We start from the raw sequence: 19,329 nt of genomic DNA, 5'->3' as shown, positions 1-19,329 counted from the left end.
CCTGCCTCCACCACGGGCGCCACGAAGCCGCTAGCAGGAAACGGTTCGCCCGTGCCGGCGGCGCTCGGTGAGCCAGGCTTAGACCGCTGGCGCCGCCAGTGCGGTCGCTATCCGCACTTCGCCCGACAGGACTTTGTGGATCGGGCAGGCATTGGCGACCTGCAGCAGGCGTTCGCGCTGCTCGTCGCTGAGTTCGCCGCTCAGCGCGATGCGGCGGCGGATATCGGTGCCCTCGGCCGGCTTGCCGTCGGGGTTGAAGCTCAGTTCCACTTCGACCGCGCTCAGCGGCCACTGCTTGCGCGCGGCATACATGCGCAAGGTGATCGCGGTGCAGGCGCCGAGGCTGGACAACAACAAACGCTCCGGCGACGGGCCACTGTCGGCGCCGCCCTGTTCGGCGGGTTCGTCGGCGAGCCAGCGGTGGTCGAGGTCGTCGCTGAAACGGACCTGATACGGCGCGCCGTCGCTGGCGGCATGGACGGTGGCGATGGCGGGCATGCAGGGCTCCGGAACGATGGAAGATCGAGCGGTTATCGCACGCGCCCCGCGAAAGCAGAAGGGTTCGCGGTGGAACGCTGCATCGAGGCTCGAGGGCTTGGCAGGCGTGGCGTAAGGAAACCCGCTAGCGGAATCGAGCCTGCAACATCGAGTGCACGGTTCGGCGCGAACCGGCCGCTGGCGGGAACCGCCGGCATCGAGCTCGCCGGCGCAACTGGACCGGGCCGAAACGCCTCGGTTCTGGCCGTTCGCGCCGACCAATTGCGTACCCCTTCTTGGCGGCCGCGACGAGCGCGGCGAATCCATGCGCCCGACCGGCGCGACACTCGGCTAAGAGGACAACGGCATGACCCAGGACAACAGCACGGGCAATTCCTTGATCGAGGATTTCGGAACGCGCGACATCGTGCTCGAAGTGGTCGCCGACACCGCGACCCAGGACGGAGCGCCCGAGGTCCAGGTGACCTTGCTGGTGGCCGGGGTGCTGATCTCGGGCACGGTCGTCAGCTTCAAGCGCTACGCCCAGCATCACCCGATCACCGCGCGCATCCACGAAGCGGTCGAAGGCCTGGCCGCGAGAGCCTCCAACGAAGAAGGCACGGTCCGACCGGGGCCGCCGCTGTATCTGCATCTGAAGGATGCGATCTACTACACGCCCGGTGCGCCGCAGGCGTTTCCGTCGGACCGCGGCGTGTTCTGCCGTGTCGCCTTGAAAGACGTGTCGGCGTTCAACTTCGGCAATGTCGTCTGGCCCGAACCGAGCTGATCGGGCGGATCGACCGCGCCTTGCCCCGCGTCAAGCGATGAAGCGGCGATCGTGCCCCGGGCGTATCAGGGATTCAGCCACGGCGCCGACACCGTCCAGAAAATGATGTCCGCGCCGAGATAGTCCTGGGCAAAAGCGCTGAACTCCTCGCGGGTGAACGGCTTGCCGGTTTTATCGTTGTTGTAAGTCAGGGTCGGCTCCTGGACCGCCATCGCGACCAAGGACAGTTGCTCCCGATAACGATGAAAGAACGGATAGGCGTTCTTCATCTGTCCTTTCTTGTAGGGGACGATGTCCGGCCCACCGAGACCCACGCCGTGCTTGGCCGCGTATTCGAACAAACGGCCCATGTAGTCGTGGTCGTTGTTCCACTCACAGGGCCAGAAGTTGACGTACTGAACCACATGCGATTGCTTGAACGCATGCCGCGCCGCGGCGAGGTTCTCCATCTCCGCAGCGAAATATTTGTCGCAGGTGAAGCTGGTCTTGTCGCGTTTGTAGTCGATGTCGATCGCGGTTTCGGGCAGATTGATGCCCTGGATACGACCGTCGTAGCGGGCGGCCAGGGCTTGCAGGAGCTTCTGGAAGCGGGCCCTGACCTCCGGGTTCCATTGCTGCGTCGCCCAACCCGAAGCCGGCGGCTTGTTCTCGCCGGGGTTGTCGATCTGGGCCACGAGGCCGCCACCGAAAGCGGGATCGGTCAACAGATAGGCCGGGATGTTTCTGGCGCCCGGCTCGAAGAAGCGATCCTGGATCTGGATGAACAGCTTCTTGTGCAGGCGCTCGACCTGTTTCAGGTCGGCGTCGATGCGGCTGAAGTCGTATTCGCCCTGCCCTCGTTCCAACTGTTTCCAGTTATAGACGATCTGCACGCCCTCGATATCCGCACGCGCGAGGTAATGCTGGTGTTCGGCGAAATCGCCGGCGCTGGTATAGATGTAATCAGCCGGCGCCTGCGCCGCATGAGCGAGCGAGCCTGTGGCGATCAAGGCGAACGCCAGGGCACCGGACCGGAACGGGTGTTGGGACATGCGCTGCGACCGGTTACGAACCATGCCACGATGGTACTAGGCGACCGGCCGGGCGAATGAATCGATGTTCACACGCGATGCGCCAGAGGTTTGTAGCGCCCGCGCCGCAGCACGCCGCTCAGAACGCCGGCGCGCTATGCCATTGCCACGCGCTGTCGATGATGTCTTCCAGGCGGGTATAACGCGGGGCCCAACCCAGTAGCGATCTCGCCGCATCGCTGGCCGCGACCAGCACCGGCGGGTCGCCGGCTCTGCGGGGCGCCAGCGAGTAAGGGATGCGGCGGCCGGCGATGGCCTCGGCCGCGCGTATCACCTGCAGCACGCTGAAGCCCTGGCCGTTGCCGAGATTGAAACGATGCGCGCCCGGCGTGCTGTCGAGCCAACGCAAGGCGCGGATGTGCGCGTCGGCGAGGTCGATCACGTGGATGTAGTCGCGCACGCAGGTACCGTCGACGGTGTCGTAGTCGTCGCCGAACACCTGCAGCGCCTGCGCTTCGCCGAGGGCCGCGCGCAACACGTTCGGGATCAGATGGGTTTCCGGATAATGCGATTCGCCGATGCCGGCATGGGCCGCGGCGCCGGCGGCGTTGAAGTAACGCAGCGACACCGAACGCAAGCCGTAGGCCTGCGCGGCGTCGGCGAGCATGCGCTCGACCATGAGCTTGCTGGCGCCGTAAGGATTGATCGGGTCGGTCCGATGCGCCTCGTCGATCGATACCGAGTCCGGCTCGCCATAGACCGCGGCTGTCGAGGAAAACACCAGGCGACCGACGCCATGACGCTGCATGGCCTGCAACAGATTGAGGCTGCCTACCACGTTGTGCCGGTAGTAGTCGTACGGCGCGGCGACCGATTCGCCGACCAGCGAGCGCGCGGCGAAATGCATCACCGCATCGACCGGACGCTCGAACGCGGCATCCAGCGTTTCGGGTTTGAGCAAGTCGGCGGCGATCCAGCGGCCCCAACGCAAGGCCTCGCGATGACCGGTGCTGAGGTTATCGAGCACGCTGACTTCGAAACCTTGATGAGCGAGCGCGTAAGCCGCGTGCGCACCGATATAACCGGCGCCGCCGCAGACCAGGACGTGACAGGAATCGTGTGAGGGAGCAGTGAACGGAACCGGTGCGACGCCTGGGGGATGAGTCACGAAAGCCTCTGGAAACTGAAGGTTTTTCCTGGCCTGCCCTTGTGGCTCCGAGCATGCCGTGGGAGTATGCGTCGGACTAAAACTGTGATGCAAATCACTTAATTATCTTCATATTTATGAATGAACTGGTCGGATAAGGAATCGAATCGGCCGGCTTCCAAGCTCGCGCGATTCCAGCGCGCGGCTCGTGTAGTTGCAGCCTGCAAGGACGCGTCGTGCTGATTCGCCAGACCCTGCTGTACCTGCCCGCACAACTGCTCGGCCCGCTCGCGCAGTTGGCGGCGATCGTGTTGTGGACGCATTGGCTCGATCCGAACGAGTTCGGCCTGTTCACCCTGGCCCTGGCGATGCAGGAAGCGGTGTATCTGCTGTTCCTGGCTTTCTGGTCGTATTTCCTGCTGCGTTTCCTGCCTGGCGCCGATGCGCTTCTGCGCGAACGCATGGACGTGATCGAGAGCTGGGTGTTCTTCGCCAACGGCGTGCTGCAGGCGGCGGTCCTGCTGATCCTGTTGCGTTATGTCTCGCACGATTGGCCGTCGCCGGCCCTGTGGACGACGTTGTTCGTGTTCACCTTGACTCGCTCCTACTGCACGCACCTGGCCGAGCGCGCCAAGGTCGCCGACGCCATCGGCGTCTACACCGCTTTGCAGAGCGTCGGCCCGGTCGCCGGCCTGGCGATCGGCTGGACCTGGGCCAGCCTGGCGGCGAAAGGCCCGGCCCAGATCGGCCCGCTCGAAGTGCTGGCCTCTTACGCGATCGCGCAAAGCCTGTCCTTGCTCTACGCGGTGTCGCGCCTGCGCATGCGCCTGCAACTGCGCAAGCCGGACCGGACCACCTGGCGCCGCATCTGCCTCTACGGTCTGCCGCTGGCGATCAGCGGCGTGCTCGCGTGGGTGCCCGGCAACGGCATTCGCTTCGTCGTCGAGCACGGCATGGGCCTCGCAGCGGTCGGCCTGTTCTCGGTCGGCTGGACATTGGGACAACGCGCCTGCGCGTTCGCGGCGATGCTGGTCACCGCCGCCGCGTTCCCGATCGCCTTGCGCCTGGAAGCCCAGGGCGAGAAGCATCGGGCGCTGGAACAGGTCGCCCTTAACGGCGCCCTACTCTGCTCGGTGCTGGTGCCGACCGCAGCCGGCCTGATCCTGCTCGTCGAGCCGCTGTCGCGTGCCGCGGTCTCGGCGCCGTACATCGCGACGACCTTGAGCATCCTGCCGCTCGCGACCCTGGCCGGGCTGATCAAGAACCTGCGCAGCCACTTCGCCAACCAGCCCTTCCTGCTCGCGCAGAAGACAGCTTGGACGCTGGCGATCGACGTACTCGAAACCGCCCTGTTCCTCGCCGCCGCCGCCATCGGCCTGCGCACGATGGGCCTGGTCGGCGCCGCCGCCGGCGCGCTCGCCGCGGTGAGCGTCGGCGCGCTGGTCTCGTTCGTCATCGCCGTGCGCAAACTCGGCATGCCGATGCCCATCGCTCACCTGGCCCGCATCGCGCTGGCGAGCGCAGTCATGGCCGCAAGCCTGTCGGCCTTGCCGCCGCTCGCCGGCTGGACCGAACTCATCGCCACCGTCGCACTCGGTGCGACGGTGTATGCCGCAGCGCTCGCGCTGACCTATCGCGGTCAGCTCGGCCAGTTGCGCAGCGCGCTTCGTCCCAACTCCCCTTAGCGGAACGCCGTCATGCTCGAACCCACCACGCATCCCTTGAGCGATCTCGGCCCGCAGTCGCCGGCGCAATGGCAAGCCGCGCCGCTGCTGTTCGAGCACCGCCTGCACCTCGACCCGCGTTTCAGCCGCGAGGCCATCGCCCGCACCATCGAGCGTTATCCGCGCCGTCATTACTCGATCGTGCACATGGGCGAACAAGGCGCGAACGGCAAGCGGGTCTGGCGCGAAGGCGAGTTCGGCGGGCTCGACGGCGAGCGCGTACTGGAAGCGATCGAACGCGGCCGCCTGTGGCTGAACCTGCGCAACGGCCAGGACCTGGAACCGCACTGCCTCGAAGTGCTGATGGGCCTATTCGGCGAAGCCGGCACGCTGGCGCCGCCGCTGTCGAGTTACGACCACCGCATGGGCTTGCTGGTGTCCTCGCCCGGCGCGCAGGTGTATTACCACGCCGACCTGCCCGGCCAGGGCCTGTTGCAGTTGCACGGCCGCAAACGCATCTACGTCTATCCGCCGCGCCTGCCGTTCCTGAGTGCAGAAGGCCTGGAAAACATCGCCCTGAGCCAGCTCGAAGTCGGCCTGCACTACGACCCGGCCTTCGATGCGCAAGCCGCGGTGTTCGACCTGGAACCCGGGCAAGGCCTGTTCTGGCCGCTCAACTCGCCGCACAGGATCGAGAACCACGACTGCCTCAACATCTCCATGACCCTGGAGTACTGGACCGAGGAGATCCGCCGCAATCACATGATCAACCTCGCCAACGCCATCCTGCGCCGGCATCTGGGCTACACGCCGCATACGCGCAAACTCAGCGGGCCTTCGTTTTATGCCAAGGCCGCACTGCAGGCGGCGTGGCGCCGCAGCGGGCGCCTGGATGCCTTGCGGCGTACGGCGCGGCCGGTCGATTTCCGGCTCGATGCCGAAGTGCCCGGCCGCATCGTCGATCTGGCGGAGCCGGCACGGTGACGGCGAGTGCGCAGGCGATCGGTCGGGCGAGGCAAGACTATGTCGCGACGATCGAGACCGATGTGGCGACCGCCCTACAGCGCTGGCGCGAATGGATCGACGACGGCGCCTCGACCACCGTGTTCCAGAGCGAGCGTTGGCTGTCGGCCTGGTACGCCACCCTCGGTGCGCAGACCGGGCGCAAGCCCTTGCTGGCGAGCATCGCGCGGCGCCGCGACGGATGCGTGCTGATGGCCCTGCCCCTGGTCGCCGAACATCGCGGCGGCCTGCAGCGGATCGGGCTCGCCGATCTCGGCGTCAGCGACTATGCCGCACCGCTGCTGATGCCCGCTTGCCCCGACGATGCGCCGCAAGTCCGCGCGATGTTCGCCGCCCTGCGCAAGGCCTTGCCGCACGCCGATCTGCTGGCGATCGAGAAAATGCCCGAAACGGTCGGCGCGCGCGCCAACCCGTTGCTGCATCTGCCCGGCGTGCGCGCATCGGCCTTGTTCGGCAACCCGGCCACGGTCGGCGACGACTTCGACGCCTGGCGCTTCAGCCGCGAGAAAACCCATCGCAAGGAACTGGAACGCTCCTGGCGGGTGTTCACCCGTCACCCGGAGGCACGTTTCGAGCAAGTGTCCGACGCCGTCCAGGCGCAGCGGGTCATGGACGCATTGGAACAACAGCAACGCAGCGCGATCTCCGGCAAGGGCTGGGCCTATATCCTCGATGAGCCCGGCTATCGCGATTTCTACCGCAAGCTGGTCGACGACGGCCTCGCTTGCGGCGAGGTGGTGCTGACCGCGCTGATGGCCGGCGACGAAGTCGTGTCCGCCCTGCTCGGCCTGCGTCGCGGCGGCGAGTACGCGATGATCCGCATCGGCAGCGCCGCCGGCGAATGGCGCAGTTGCTCGCCCGGGCGCCTGATCATCGAACGCACCATGGCCGCCCTGCATGCGCAGGGCGTGCGCCGTTTCGATTTCACCATCGGCGACTACGCCTACAAGAAAGGCTTCATGCCCGAGCAACTGGACTTGTTCGATCTGGCCGTGCCGCTGTCATGGAAGGGCCGTCCGCATACCCTGTGGATCGGGCTTCGCCATCGCCTCAGGCAATGGTCGCACGCGCATCCGCGCCTGCACCGCGGGCTGGCGCAAGCGCGCGATGCCTGGACGCGCGCCCGCGCCGGGCGCAAGGCTGCGTCTTAAGCCGAACCGGTCGGGGCGATCCGCGCGAACAAGGCGAGGTATTCCTCGACGCTGCGTTCGACGGTGAACTCCAGGGCCCGCCGCGTCGCTTCGGCCTGATCGCCCGGGCGTTGCAAGCGGCTTTCGATGGCCGCGGTCATCGCCGAAACGTCGCCGACCGCGACCAGGGCGCCATAGCGGCCGTCGCCGAGAATCTCGCGCGGGCCGACCGGGCAGTCGCTGCTGATCACCGGCGTGCCGCAAGCCATCGCCTCGATCAGTACGTTGCCGAAACCTTCGAACAACGAAGCCAGCACGAACACGCGCGCCTGCCGCATATAGGCATAGGGATTGGCGCGCTGGCCGAGCAGGCGCACCCGCTGGCCCAGCCCGAGTTCGTCGATCAAGGCCTGCAAGGCCGACCGCTCCGGTCCTTCGCCGATGATCGCCAGGCGTGTCTGCATCGGCATGCGCACGCCGGCGAAGGCGCGGATCAGGCCGGCGAAATTCTTCTCCGGGCTCAGGCGCCCGACCGACAGCACCAGCGGGGCGGCATCGACGCCGAACCAGGGGTCGTCGACCGCCTGATGGGCGAGCGAGTTCCAGTCGCGACGCAACACCGGGTTGGGAATGACTTCCAGCCGAGCCCGCGTGCCCTTGGCCAGGCGCGGCGCGAAGTCGTCGCGCACGCCCCGCGAGACCGCGACCACCGCGTCGGCGAGGCGATAAGCCCAGGGCATCAGGCGCAGGGTCGCGCGATAACGCGCAGAAAGATCGAGCTGCCGCATCGACGACACCGGCGCGTGCTCGGTAAGCACGACCCGGGTCGCCCCGCCCGCCCATCGCGCCGCGACCGCAGCGACGATATTGCTATGAGTCAGGGCGGATACCAGGACGTCGGGACGGCGCCGGCGCAACAGCCGAGCCAGCCGGGTCGCCGCCGACAAGGTGCGATCGGCGTCGAGCGAGATCAGCTCGATATCGCCGGCCAGCGCCCTCGCCTCGGTGTCGCCGCGATGGACGACGAAGGCCACCTCCATGCCGCGCGTGCGCAGGCCCTGGGCCAGGCGCAGCAGCGAGATCTCGGCGCCGCCGACCTTGAGCTGGGGCAGATACAGCAGCGCGGTGCGCATGCGCGAGGCGCCGGCAGCGTGCGGGCTCATTCGCCGGCTCCGCCCGGCGAGCGCCAACCGCGGCAGCGCAGCTTGCGGCCGAGCTCGTGCAGATTGAACACGTAACGTTTGCCGTCGACGAGGGTGCGTTCGCCCCAGGACGACACCGTGTGCAAGCCATGCGGATTCGGCCCGCGCGGATCGGGACGGCAACGGCGTACCACCTGTTCGCGATAGCGCTGCGGCGTACACACCTCGATGCGGTTGATCGCGATGGCCGCACCGTAGCCCGCGCTGCAGTCCTGCGCCGGCCGATACAGCGCGCCGTCGTGCACGAACGGCGTGCCGGCCGGACGCGAGCTGCAATGATCGAGCTTGACCGGATGCAGCGCATGCGGATGCCAAGGCCCGCTCAGGTCCTCGGCGTAACTCAGGCACAGATTGTCGAAGGCGCCCAGGCTGAGATCGGTATAGGCCAGCCAGAACAGGCCCTCGTGCCGAAACAAGCTGGCATCGGCGGCGGCGACACCGTCCAGCAACACCGCCACCGGCCGCCATTCGCCGTCGGCCTCGATCCGGTACAGCTCGCAACGGCGGCTCGCCGAGGTTTCCGGGATCGCGTACAGGCCGCCGTCGTGCTCGAACAGATAGGGATAGGACAGGTGCATCGGCAACTGCAGCCGGGCCGGCCCGGCCTGTACGATGCGGTCGCCGCGATCGAGTTCGATCGCCTCGATTCGGCCGAGGCCGTCGCGATAGTCGTAGACCTCGCAATACAGACGGTGGCGGTCGCCGGGAATGCCGAAAGGATCGGCGCGGTAGTGGGTCGAGCCGCGTCGGCCGAGCCAGCGGATCTTCGAGGCCAGCGGCGTCTGGATCAGCTCGTGGATCGGCGCATCGATCACTCCGATCATCCAGCTTTCGCTGAGCCAACGCGCCACCAGCCGGCGCCACCAGGCCAAGGCCCTGCCGCGCAAGCCGCGCACCGCTCGCCGCAACGGCGTCGGCCCAGGCTGCGGTGCGAATGCCGCCGTCGTGGGCAGTGCCGCGCCGACGATCAGTTCCTGCACCGCGCCGCGCAGCAGGGTCGCCACTTCGCCATAGATGCGCTCGAACGAACGCGGATAGTCCGGGTCGGCGAAAAAGCGTACGGCATCGAGCACGCTCGCGCCGTCGCGCACCAGCAACAGTTCCCCGCCGAGACCGGCGCTGATCGCCGCGTGACAGGGCCAGGCCGCGGCGAGATGGATGCCCTGCGCATCCAGCGGCTGCCACACGCCATGCCGACTGGCGACGCGCCAGGCCTGCCATTGATCGCCCGCAGCCGAATCGATGCCGGCCAGGTCGATCACCGCGTCCCAGCACGAATCGCCGGGCGATTGCAGGTCCGCCGATGGTGCCGGCGTCTCGGCGAGCATCGCGGTCGCGCGTTCGAGCCGGCTCCAATCGGGCCGATAAGAATCCGCCACGCGGATACGGCGCACGTCGACCTGCACGCCGGGAATGCTGCCGAGGGCGGCGCGCGCCAGCTTCTGCCAGGCGCGATGACGATCCGCCGGCAGCAGCACCGCGATCCGCAACCTTGCCGCAGCCTGGGCGGAGTCGGCTTCGAGCGGGTCCGGGCGCCGATTGACCGGACGGCCCGCCGCCTCGCTCGCCGGCCTGGATTCAGAGTCGATCATGCAAGGCGCGTGGCAGATGAGAGCGATGTTTGTTGAGGATGGAGCCGAACACCTGGGCGTTGACCGCGGCGAGATCGTCGAGCAGCTTGCGGATCGCCGAAGCGCGCGTGACCTCGGCTTCGACCACCACGATCACGCCGCTGGCGCGGGCCGCTGCGACCAGGCCGAACGCCGGCTTGGCGTCGACCACGATCTCGTCGAAGCGCTCGCACAGACCGCTCCACACCGAGGCGTCTTCGATCGCCGCGTAATTGTCCTGATAACCACGGGCGTCGCTGGACAGCCGGGCATGGGTGACATCGCCGTTCGCATCGTCGTCGTAAGCGGCCGTAATCGAAGCGCTGGCGCGATCCAGCGCTTCCTCGACCAGGCAGGGCCAGGCGCGCTCGCGGTCGAGGTCGTCGGACAACAGCAGGACCTTGCGCTTGCGCAGGCGTGCCGAGGCTTCGGCGTAGGCCCGCGCCAGCGAGCTGACGCCCTCGCCCGGGCGCGCGGCGATGAATTGCACGATGCGCCGGCCGCCGCCCGCCATCTGCGCATCGAGGCGCTGCACCAAGCCGGCCATGCGTTGCTGGGGCTGCGCAAACAAGGGCTCGGCATCGACGGACATGGACGAGCACTCCCTGGGATTTCCATCGGTATCGACGCCGAGCGCAGCCGCGCCCAAGGTTTCGCGCTCGTCGCCGCTGTCGCAGGCCAGGCGCAGCACCCGCCACAGGAACCGACCGCCGCCGAGCACGTAGCGACGCCATAACCGGCGCGGCTCCTTGAGCAATCGGTACAGCCATTCCAGGCCGATGCGCCGCAGCCATCGCGGTGCGCGAGGGAAACGTCCGGCCATGAAATCGAGGATTGCGCCGCCATTGACGATCAGCGCCGGCTGTTCGAGTTCGCCGGCCAGGCGCGCGGCGATGCGTTCCTGGCGCGGCATGCCCATGCCGAGAATCACCAGGTCCGGACGCGCGGCGGCGATGGTCGCCACGCAACGGTCCTCGCCGCCGAAGCCGTCGATCGAGCAGACCACGTCCAGGCCCTGCTCGCGCAGTCGCTGCACGGCGCGTTCCAGATACGGCTGGTCGGTGCCCGCCACCGCGACGCGTCGGCCGGCAAAGGCCGCGACCAGTTGCGGAATCAGGTCGGTGCCGTTCATGTTCAAGCCCGGTGCGCGCGCGAGCAGGCGCAGGCAAGCGGCCATGCCGACCCCGTCGCGCAGCAACAGCTCGCTGCGCAGCAAATCCTCGCAAAAGGCCGGATCGGTCCAGGCCAGATTGAAGGCGTGCTGGTTGAGGAACGACACCACGGCGGTGCGCTTGGGCCGGCGCAGTTCGTCGATCAAGCGCCGCTGCCGGCGCGAGTCGGCGACGATGTCGAGACGATCGAGCAATGCCCGGATGCGCGGCATCGCCGCGACGGAGTCGTGTTTGTCTGTCATGCGAAGGCGCCTTCCGCGCGTAATTCTTCATAGACCGCGGCGACCTCGCGGGCCATCGCCAGGTCGGAGTAGCGTTCGCGCTGGCGTTGCAGACCAACCCGCGCCATCGCCTGGGCGCGCCGCGGTTGCTCGATCAAGGTGGCCACGGCGTAGGCGAAAGCGCCGGCATCGCCTGGCTGCACCAACAGGCCGGCGCGGCCGTTGCCCAACACTTCCGGAATGCCTTCGTTGTCGGTGGCGACCACCGGCAGCCCGACCGCGAGCGCTTCGATCAAGACCATCGGCAGGCCTTCGCCGTACAGGCTCGGCAAGGCGAACAGATCGATCCGCGCCAGCTCGGCGCCGATGTCGCGGGTAAAACCGGTCCAGACGATGTGCTCGGCCACGCCCTGGGCCTTGGCGTACGCCAGCACCTGCTGCCGGTAGGCCTCGCTCTCGAAACCGCCGACCGCGCGCAAGCTCACCGGCCGGCCGGCGGCGCGCAAACTCGCCAAGGCCTCGATCAAGACCTCGATGCCCTTGCGCGGGCGGAACAAGGCGACCATGCCGAGTACCCATTGCGATTCCGGCGGCCGCCACTCGCGCGCCTCGGCGACCGCCGGCACGCCGTTGGCGACGGTGCGAATCAGACCGTCCTCGTAACCGATCCGGCGCAAATAGTCGCGGGTGCTGTCGGAGACCGCGATCAAACGGTCGGCGCGCCGCAGGCTGAAGTGCTGGATCGCGCTGTTGATGCGGTTGCGCACGGCGCTCTCGGTGTCGCGGTCGGTGCGGCTGTGGACGTGGTGCACCATCGGCTTGGCGGCGCGGTGGGCGGCGAAACGGCCGATCAGCGCCGAGCGCGCGGTATGCGTATGCAGCAGGTCGTAGCCGCCCTCGCGCAACAGCCGCGCCACCTCGCGGGCCGGCTTGAAATCCAGGCGCGAACGCATCGGCACGGTCGTCAACGCGCTGCCGCTCGATTCGCGCACCCGTTCGAAGGCGCCGGCCTTTAGGCAGGCGAAATCGACCTGCCAGCCGAACCTGGGCAATTGCTGGGCGAGCAGATCCTGCACGCGTTCGGCGCCGGCGTAATGCTCGCCATTGATCAAGTACAAGGCCCGGCCCGGGCGCGGCGTTGCGTTGATGATGCCGCTCATGCGCGGGCTCCGATACGTGAGAATGCTTGCCGCGGCGCGATGCGGCGTTCGGCTGCGGCAGCGTGTGCGCCGAGCGCGCGATAACCGGCGACGCCGCACAGCACCGCGAACAACAAGGTCAGGGCGCTGGTCTTGGAGGCCAACGAGTTGGTGGTCGAGGCGGTGACGAGAAACACCAGCAAGGTCCAGCGGCCCCCGCTGCCGGCGCGTCGCCACAGCAGCCAGAGCGCGCAGAGCAGGCCGAGCGCGAACACGGCGAAACCGAACACGCCCAGTTGCAGCAGCATGAACAGCCAGAAATTCTCGATCGCCTCCAGGTTGGCGCTGAGACCGACCCGCGCCGAGACCGCGTGGATCTGCGCTGGCGAGATGCCGAACAAGACATCGAAGCGGTCGAGATGATCGAAGACGCTGAAGATGCGCAGACGCACCGTGGCGCTGTCGTCCAGGTACAGCCCCTCGAAGATGCGTGCACCCAACCCGCTGCGCCAGACCAGGGCCATCGCCATCGGCAAGGCCAACAGCACCGCGATCGACGCGCCGACGATGTGCAGATAGCCATAGCGCCCGGCACGCAGCCCGTGCAACGCACCCCAAGCGGTATAAGCCAGCAAGGCCAGCGTGGTCAGCACGAAACTGGTGCGTCCGCCGAAGGCGAGCAAGGCCAGCATCAGGAACGCAACCAGCGAGGCGCGCCACAGCGGCGACATCGGCCGGTCGAGCGAGGCCAACAGGACGATGCTGGTGATCAACGCGTTCTCGAGCGGATGGCCCAGCAGCGCGGTGGCGCGGAACTTGTCCTCGATGACCGGCACGCCGCCGGCGACCGTATACGGCACCAGGTGATGTTGCACGACGGCTTCGACCAGACCGAGCGCAGCATTGGCGGTCACCACGATCAGGATCAGACCGAACAGGCCGCGCAGTTGCGCGGCGTCCAGGCGCAGCAGGATCAGGGCGATCGCCGCCGGCATCATCAAGGTATCGATGAAGAAGGCCGAGCCGGAGGCACCGTAACGCAGCAGCGAATAGACGAAGCCCGACAGCATCGCAAGCAGGTACAGGCCCAGCAGAGGCTGCGCGGCCAGGCGGCGCAGCAAGGCGACGAGCGGATTGCCCTGCCCAGCCAGCGACAAGGCCAGCGCGATCGTCAGCAGATAGCTGCCTGGATGCAGCTTGAACACGAAGCTGCCGTAGGGCGCGTCGTAAGGAATGCCCAGCACCGTCAACAAGGCCGGCGACAGGCACAGGTAGGCCAGCAGGCTCAGGACCAGGAACACGCGGCTGGCGCGGTCGAAGGCGCTTCCTTGGCCGTCGTACGCCTTCATCGTGCGCGCCGGCCCTGCTTCAACCGGCCCTGCTCCAGCCTGCTCAGTCCCAGTGCACGCAACGCCGGCGCCTCTAGCTCGCCGCGTTCGCGGCCTTCGGTATTGCTGCCGCTGGCGATGCCGAAATCGTCGGCATAATTCCACAGCGACCAGCCCCAGCCGTTGGTCTCGGCGAGGGCGCGCACGTCGCCGATCCAGGCATAGCGCGAAGCCGGGTCGACGCCGTCGCGGATCACTCCGAACTCGCCGCAATGCACGCGCACGCCGTGCTCGCGTGCCCAGGCCGTCAGCGGCCGCCATTGCGCGGCGATGCGCTGGCGGTTCCAACCGCTCTGGAAATACTCGGCGAGCTCGTCGGTGGCGCGTTCGGCCGCGACCTTGCCGTCGCTGCGCGGCAGCTTGAGCCGCGCCTGCAGCGCCGGATAGCGCACGCCGCGCCAGTGCCCGGCGGTGGTCCAACGGTCGCCTTGCATCCAGCTCGCGCCCTGGTGGGTGAAGATGTAAGGCAGGTAGTAATGGAAGCTGTAGATCAGGTTCGGATCGTCGAGCGGATCGAGTTCGACCAGCCCTTCCAGGCTGCCGCCCTTGCGGCCGCTGACGATCAGCGCATGCGCCGGCAGCACCTCGCGCACCGCGCCGACCAGGCGCTGCTGATAATGGCTCCACAGATAGCCGCCGGCGATACCGTAATAGCCCGGTTCGTTGAAGAGCTCGAAGACGACCCGCTTGGTCGGCGTGCGCTCGAACTCGCCGGCCAAGGTTCGCCACATCGCGATATAGCCGTCCGACCACTGCGACTCGGCTTCGATCGCCTGCTTGGTCTGCTCGTTAGGATGCAGGTCGACGATCACGTCGAGCCTCGCCTCCAGCGCCGCGTCGACCGCGCTGCGCAAGCGCGCCAGTCCGCTCAGCTGGTGCCCGCGCTGCGGCGCCCAACCCAGCGCGACCGGATCGACCGGCAGGCGCACGTGGTCGAAGCCGGCCTCGTGCAGCTTGCGCAGCTCCTGCGCCGTCACCGGCGGCCCGCCGCTGGCTTCGAGCCAACGGCTCAGGTTGACGCCGCGTTGCAGCGACTGAGCATTCGTCGCCGTGGCGATCATCAGCCCGACCATCAGACATGCGAGACGGAACGCCCGTCCCGGGGCCGTATGGCGGTGTCGATGCCGCGTCGGCGCGCTCGCCGCGCTCATCCGCGTTCCACCATGGGCACGGTCGCCAGCACCGGCAGGCCGAAGCTGCGTTCCAGCTTCTCCGGCGATAAAAAACTCGAACGCAGCGCTTCCGACAGGAAGGCGACGATCAGGGCCACGCCGAGGCTGAGAAAGAAGCCGATCGCCAGGATCGGCAAGCGCACGCTCTTGGGTTTGAGCGGCCAGCTCGCGGCCTGCAACACGCTGACGCTGGTGCGCTGTTTCCGGTCGCGCGCCTCGGCGATGCGCGCGCTTTCGAGCTTGCGCGCGTAGTTGGCGTAGCTGTCTTCGAGCAGTTTCTGCTCGCGGGCGAGGCCGGCGAATTCGGATTGCTGGCGGGTCAGTTCGGCGGCGCGGCGTTTGAGCTGGTCCAGGCGTTCCTGCAAGGCTTTGCGGCTGCCGGCGAGCGCGGACTCGTCCGAGGTCGCGCGCAGCAGATCCAGCTCGGCGGCTTCGCGCACCGGGTTGCGCCCGGTGCGCACCGTGGTCGGCGGCGTGCGGCGCTGCTGTTGGATGAAGGACTCGGCCTTGGACACGTCCTTGCGCGCATTCACCACCAGCGGATTGTCGTCGAGATAGCGCGAACTCAGCCCCTGCTCTTTCAACTGCAGGTCGAGCAACTGGCGCGGGATCTGCGGGTCGCCGAGGGTTTCGCTGAACTGGACCAGGTTGGCCGGGGTCTTGCTGGCGATCTGCTTGAGGGTCTTGGCGCGCGCATTGGCGGTGCCGGCCTGCTGGCTGGTCTCGTTGAGGCGGGTTTCCAGGTCGTTGCCCTGCTGCACCATCAGGCCGAGCTGCTGCTCGTAATTGACGATGCCGTGCGCCTGCTTGAACTCGGCCAGGCGCTTCTCCGCATCTTTCAAGCGCAGCTCGACCCCGGCGACCTGGCCTTCGAGGAAACGCACCTGGTCGTCGGAGAAGATCGCGCGGCGGCGGTCGAGATAGGTCGCGACCAGGGTACGCAGCGCCGACTGGGCGATGGCCGGGTCGGGATGGGTGAAGCGCAACTGGATCACCGTCGCGCCCTTGAGCAATTGCGCGTCGAGGTTCTCGCGGAACAGTTCGACTGCCTGGTCGAGCTTCGGCCGGCGCGCGTCGTCTTTCTGCTGGGCGATCGAGGGATACAAGCGTCCCATCCCGATCCGCACGACCACTTCGCGGATCAGATCGCGGCTGGCCAGGATTTCGTTCTCGGCGCTCAGCGCTTCGCTGCGGTCGAACATCAGCGGCGTGGCGCCGCCGCTGCCGTTGCCTTCGGAGGTGTCGGCGACGTAGACGTATTCATGCCCGAGCCGGACCAGGAGGCTGGCATCGGAGACGTAACGCGTGGTCGGCAGCAAGGAGGCGATCAGCACCAGGGCGAAGCTGATCGCGAACGCGAGCCCGATCCGGCGCCGGTCTCTGAAGGCGGTGCCGAGCAACTCGCGCAGCGAAAACGCCGAGGAAGGCCGCGAACGGGATGCGACTGTGAAGGCGTCCTGCGATGCGCTGTCCATTCAGTAGCCCGAGCGATTGTCGTTGAGGTCGTAGGAGAAGCCGACGTTCACCGGCAGGTTCCGGCGGATGTACTGGTCGATCCACTTGTTCAGGCGCGACACGTGCGAGGGCACCGCCAACACCACGTCGAAGGGCTGCAGCAGCGGGTCGTTGGCGGCGTCGGCGCCTTGGCGGGACTGCGAGGCGACATCGACCCGGATCACTTGGGCGCGGCCGTCGTCGCCGCGGCGCAGGATCACCACGCGGTTCGCTGCGGCGGTGTCGCGCAGGCCCTGGGCGACGATCAAGGCCCGCATCACCGTCAGCGACGGCAACAGCGGCTGTGCACCGGGACGCCCGACTTCGCCGCCGACGAAGACCTGCTGGCGGGCGAAGCCCTTCTCCACTTCCACCGATACCTCCGGCTGGCGCAGGCTGCCGGCATAGGCCCGTTTGAGCGCCACGGCGAGTTCGGCCGGGGTGAGATCGGCGGCCGGCACTTCGCCGACCAGTTGCAGGTGGATGCGGCCGTCGGGCCGCACCGTCACGTTCTCGTTGAGCTCGGGCACATAGAAGAACTTGAGCGCGAGTTCGTCGCCCGGCGCGATGCGGTAGGCGGTCGAGTTCGATGCGGCACCTGGCGTGGACACGGTGCCGGGCGCGGCGTGCTCGGCGATTTGCGCCGCCGCGGACAGCGGCAGGATGAGCAACAACAACGCAAGACACACCCGATGAAACCCAGACACCGGTCGCGATAGTGTGTAACGAAGCACATCTGCATACGCCGCGACGGCCTGCATCCCTGCCCTGTTTCCGTGTTCGATCGGCGCTGGTCGGCCGGTCTTCCGGAAGCGTTTGCTCATGCCTTCAATCCTGACCTGACAACATACATTGCGAACGTCCAGTAATACACTGATTAATAACTGATATATGCCACCATCCGTCGCGATGCGGAACTTCATCGCTGAATGCATTATGTGACGTACATCACGAATATGCGGACCTTAGCATCCCCGTGTCGAGATCGGGCGAAGACCGTCTGGCGCGATGCTCGATCGCCGATCAGGCTGCTGAACGAGCAACCGTTCGATGCCCGATCTTCGGTGCAGGGTTTCAATAAGCCGCTTCGGCCGAGAGCACCGCCGGCACGGTGCGCAGCAGGATCGACAGGTCCAGCCACAGAGACCAGTTCTCGATGTATTCCAGGTCGTACTCGACGCGCTTCTGGATCTTTTCGAGGGTGTCGGTTTCGCCGCGATAGCCGTTGATCTGGGCCAGACCGGTGATGCCGGGCTTGACCCGATGGCGAGCGACGTACTCCTCCACCGCGTCCTCGAACAGCACGTTCGCCGCCTTGGTCGCGGTGGCGTGCGGGCGCGGCCCGACCAGGGACATGCTGCCGCCGAGCACGTTGAACAGCTGCGGCAGTTCGTCGAGGCTGGTCTTACGGATGAAACGGCCGACCCGGGTCACGCGCGGATCGTCGCGACCGGTCTGGCGCTCGGCGTGCGCGTCGCGCAGGTGGTGATGCATCGAACGGAACTTGTAGACCTCGATCAGGCGCTGGTTGTAGCCGTAGCGCTTCTGTCGGAACAGCACCGGCCCAGGCGAATCGAGCTTGACCGCGACCGCGACCAACAGCAGCAAGGGCGACAAGGCGAGCAACGCCAGCGAGGACAGGATCAGGTCTTCGCACCGCTTATAGACCGGCGACCAACCCTGCAGCGGCGGCTCGGCGACGACGAACATCGGCACCCCGCCGACCGGCACCATGCTGCGATGGGCGAAGCGGAAGGTGCTCATGTCGGGGATCAGCAGCACCTGCACCGACAAGCGGCGCAGACGCTGGGCCAGGGCCTCGTTGCGGCCCTGCGCACCGGCCGGCAAGGCCACCAGGATCTGGTCGACGCGGCCGTCCCGGACCAGGCCTTCCAGCGCATCCAGGCCGCCCAGGTGCGGCAGCGACGGCGGCGGCGCTTCGCGCAGGCGATGCACGGCGCGATCGTCGATGTAGCCGATCAGGCCCGAGACCACGTCCGGGCGGTGATGGACATGATCGGCCAGACGCATGGCGTTGTCGGTCATGCCCAGGATCACCGAGCGCTGGATGAAATGGCCCTGGCGAATGCGCCGCTGGAAGAACGCCAGCATCGCCATCCGGCTCAACACGAAGCCGGCCAGGCTGAGCCCGTACCACAGCGACAGCAGCTCCAGCGGCACCGCGGCGATGAAGCGGAACAGCAGGTGCAGCAGCACCATCAGGCCGAACGAAGCGCTCCAGGCGATGAAGGTGCGGCGGATCAGCAACAGGTTGCTGAACATGTCGCGGCCATACATGTCGAAGCTGTTGAACACCAGCAGGCACAACAGCCCGGAGAGCATCGACATCGCCAGATAACTGCGCACCGCGACCGCCTGATCGACCTGCAGCAAGGCCACCACCAGCACGCTGGGCGCCGCGGCGACGACGAAATGGATCAGCCGCGCCATCGCTACCGTGTAGCGGATCGCCGTCGGCTTGGCGAAGGCGAATATGGCGTTGGAAAACGGAAGTCGCATCTTGAATCGCAATGCCCACTGCAGACGGGAACAGGGGCATACGGCGGTCGACGTCCCTGCCAATGTGCTCCAGGCTCGGATTCTGTGGGGCCAATGTGTGACGAGATCGCGAAGAAATTGCCGAGATTCGTCACGTTATAATGTGCTTCGAAATACATTGATCGATGCAGCAC

General features: G+C 67.2%; 16 protein-coding genes. 4 read left to right on the top strand and 12 right to left on the bottom strand.

Annotation, left to right across the window (positions count from 1 at the left end; genetic code table 11):
- Positions 1-78: 78 nt before the first annotated feature.
- Positions 79-498, bottom strand: a complete 420-nt coding sequence (locus tag ACTJJK_RS12525; RefSeq protein WP_440730361.1) for an OsmC family protein — start codon at positions 496-498, stop codon at positions 79-81.
- A gap of 346 nt (positions 499-844) precedes the next feature.
- Between ACTJJK_RS12525 and ACTJJK_RS12520 the strand changes: the two genes are divergently transcribed.
- Positions 845-1,264 (top strand): hypothetical protein, encoded by a 420-nt coding sequence (locus tag ACTJJK_RS12520; RefSeq protein ID WP_440730360.1) that lies wholly within the window; start codon positions 845-847, stop codon positions 1,262-1,264.
- A gap of 65 nt (positions 1,265-1,329) precedes the next feature.
- Here the strand turns inward: ACTJJK_RS12520 and ACTJJK_RS12515 are convergent, their stop codons facing one another.
- Positions 1,330-2,295 carry a hypothetical protein gene (locus ACTJJK_RS12515; protein WP_031370151.1) on the bottom strand — a complete coding sequence of 322 codons (966 nt, stop codon included), beginning with the start codon at positions 2,293-2,295 and terminating at the stop codon, positions 1,330-1,332.
- A gap of 118 nt (positions 2,296-2,413) precedes the next feature.
- Positions 2,414-3,442 carry a UDP-glucose 4-epimerase GalE gene (gene galE / locus ACTJJK_RS12510; protein ID WP_051884280.1) on the bottom strand — a complete coding sequence of 343 codons (1,029 nt, stop codon included), beginning with the start codon at positions 3,440-3,442 and terminating at the stop codon, positions 2,414-2,416.
- Positions 3,443-3,657: 215 nt separating this feature from the next.
- On the opposite strand from galE, the gene ACTJJK_RS12505 reads away from it, so the two are divergent.
- The 3 genes from ACTJJK_RS12505 (at position 3,658) to ACTJJK_RS12495 (ending at position 7,259) form a co-directional block, all read left to right on the top strand.
- Positions 3,658-5,106 carry a lipopolysaccharide biosynthesis protein gene (locus ACTJJK_RS12505; protein WP_440730359.1) on the top strand — a complete coding sequence of 483 codons (1,449 nt, stop codon included), beginning with the start codon at positions 3,658-3,660 and terminating at the stop codon, positions 5,104-5,106.
- 12 nt (positions 5,107-5,118) lie between these two features.
- Positions 5,119-6,069 (top strand): hypothetical protein, encoded by a 951-nt coding sequence (locus tag ACTJJK_RS12500; protein ID WP_051884281.1) that lies wholly within the window; start codon positions 5,119-5,121, stop codon positions 6,067-6,069.
- 62 nt (positions 6,070-6,131) lie between these two features.
- Positions 6,132-7,259: a GNAT family N-acetyltransferase gene (locus ACTJJK_RS12495; RefSeq protein WP_440730358.1), complete on the top strand. Its 1,128-nt coding sequence runs from the start codon at positions 6,132-6,134 to the stop codon at positions 7,257-7,259.
- On the opposite strand, the gene ACTJJK_RS12490 is transcribed toward ACTJJK_RS12495, so the two are convergent.
- From ACTJJK_RS12490 to ACTJJK_RS12450, 9 genes are all read right to left on the bottom strand, one after another.
- The gene (locus ACTJJK_RS12490) at positions 7,256-8,401 is read right to left on the bottom strand and encodes a glycosyltransferase (protein WP_440730357.1); all 1,146 of its coding nucleotides are present in this window, start codon (positions 8,399-8,401) and stop codon (positions 7,256-7,258) included. The two genes, ACTJJK_RS12495 and ACTJJK_RS12490, sit on opposite strands and share 4 nt — an antisense overlap.
- Complete coding sequence (locus tag ACTJJK_RS12485) at positions 8,398-10,032, bottom strand: glucosamine inositolphosphorylceramide transferase family protein (protein WP_440730356.1); 1,635 nt, start codon at positions 10,030-10,032, stop codon at positions 8,398-8,400. The genes ACTJJK_RS12490 and ACTJJK_RS12485 overlap by 4 nt, the downstream gene beginning before the upstream one ends.
- Positions 10,019-11,464, bottom strand: a complete 1,446-nt coding sequence (locus tag ACTJJK_RS12480) for a WecB/TagA/CpsF family glycosyltransferase (protein ID WP_440730355.1) — start codon at positions 11,462-11,464, stop codon at positions 10,019-10,021. Before ACTJJK_RS12480 ends, ACTJJK_RS12485 begins: the two co-directional genes overlap by 14 nt.
- Positions 11,461-12,603: a glycosyltransferase gene (locus ACTJJK_RS12475; protein ID WP_440730354.1), complete on the bottom strand. Its 1,143-nt coding sequence runs from the start codon at positions 12,601-12,603 to the stop codon at positions 11,461-11,463. Before ACTJJK_RS12475 ends, ACTJJK_RS12480 begins: the two co-directional genes overlap by 4 nt.
- A complete protein-coding gene (locus ACTJJK_RS12470; RefSeq protein WP_440730353.1) occupies positions 12,600-13,931 on the bottom strand; it encodes a VpsF family polysaccharide biosynthesis protein in 1,332 nt (443 codons plus the stop codon). Before ACTJJK_RS12470 ends, ACTJJK_RS12475 begins: the two co-directional genes overlap by 4 nt.
- The gene (locus ACTJJK_RS12465) at positions 13,928-15,043 is read right to left on the bottom strand and encodes a glycoside hydrolase family 5 protein (RefSeq protein WP_440730352.1); all 1,116 of its coding nucleotides are present in this window, start codon (positions 15,041-15,043) and stop codon (positions 13,928-13,930) included. Before ACTJJK_RS12465 ends, ACTJJK_RS12470 begins: the two co-directional genes overlap by 4 nt.
- A gap of 74 nt (positions 15,044-15,117) precedes the next feature.
- Positions 15,118-16,617 carry a GumC family protein gene (locus ACTJJK_RS12460; RefSeq protein ID WP_440730351.1) on the bottom strand — a complete coding sequence of 500 codons (1,500 nt, stop codon included), beginning with the start codon at positions 16,615-16,617 and terminating at the stop codon, positions 15,118-15,120.
- Positions 16,618-17,559 (bottom strand): polysaccharide biosynthesis/export family protein, encoded by a 942-nt coding sequence (locus tag ACTJJK_RS12455; RefSeq protein WP_440730350.1) that lies wholly within the window; start codon positions 17,557-17,559, stop codon positions 16,618-16,620.
- Between the two features lie 151 nt (positions 17,560-17,710).
- Positions 17,711-19,156 carry an undecaprenyl-phosphate glucose phosphotransferase gene (locus ACTJJK_RS12450; protein WP_223621831.1) on the bottom strand — a complete coding sequence of 482 codons (1,446 nt, stop codon included), beginning with the start codon at positions 19,154-19,156 and terminating at the stop codon, positions 17,711-17,713.
- Between the last annotated feature and the right edge of the window lie 173 nt (positions 19,157-19,329).

It is taken from the genome of Lysobacter sp. 22409, assembly GCF_052045105.1.
In the GTDB taxonomy this organism is placed as follows: Bacteria; Pseudomonadota; Gammaproteobacteria; order Xanthomonadales; family Xanthomonadaceae; genus Lysobacter; species Lysobacter antibioticus_B.
The sequence above is the reverse complement of the archived record's forward strand: the minus strand, read 5'-3'. Positions and strand labels throughout refer to the sequence as shown.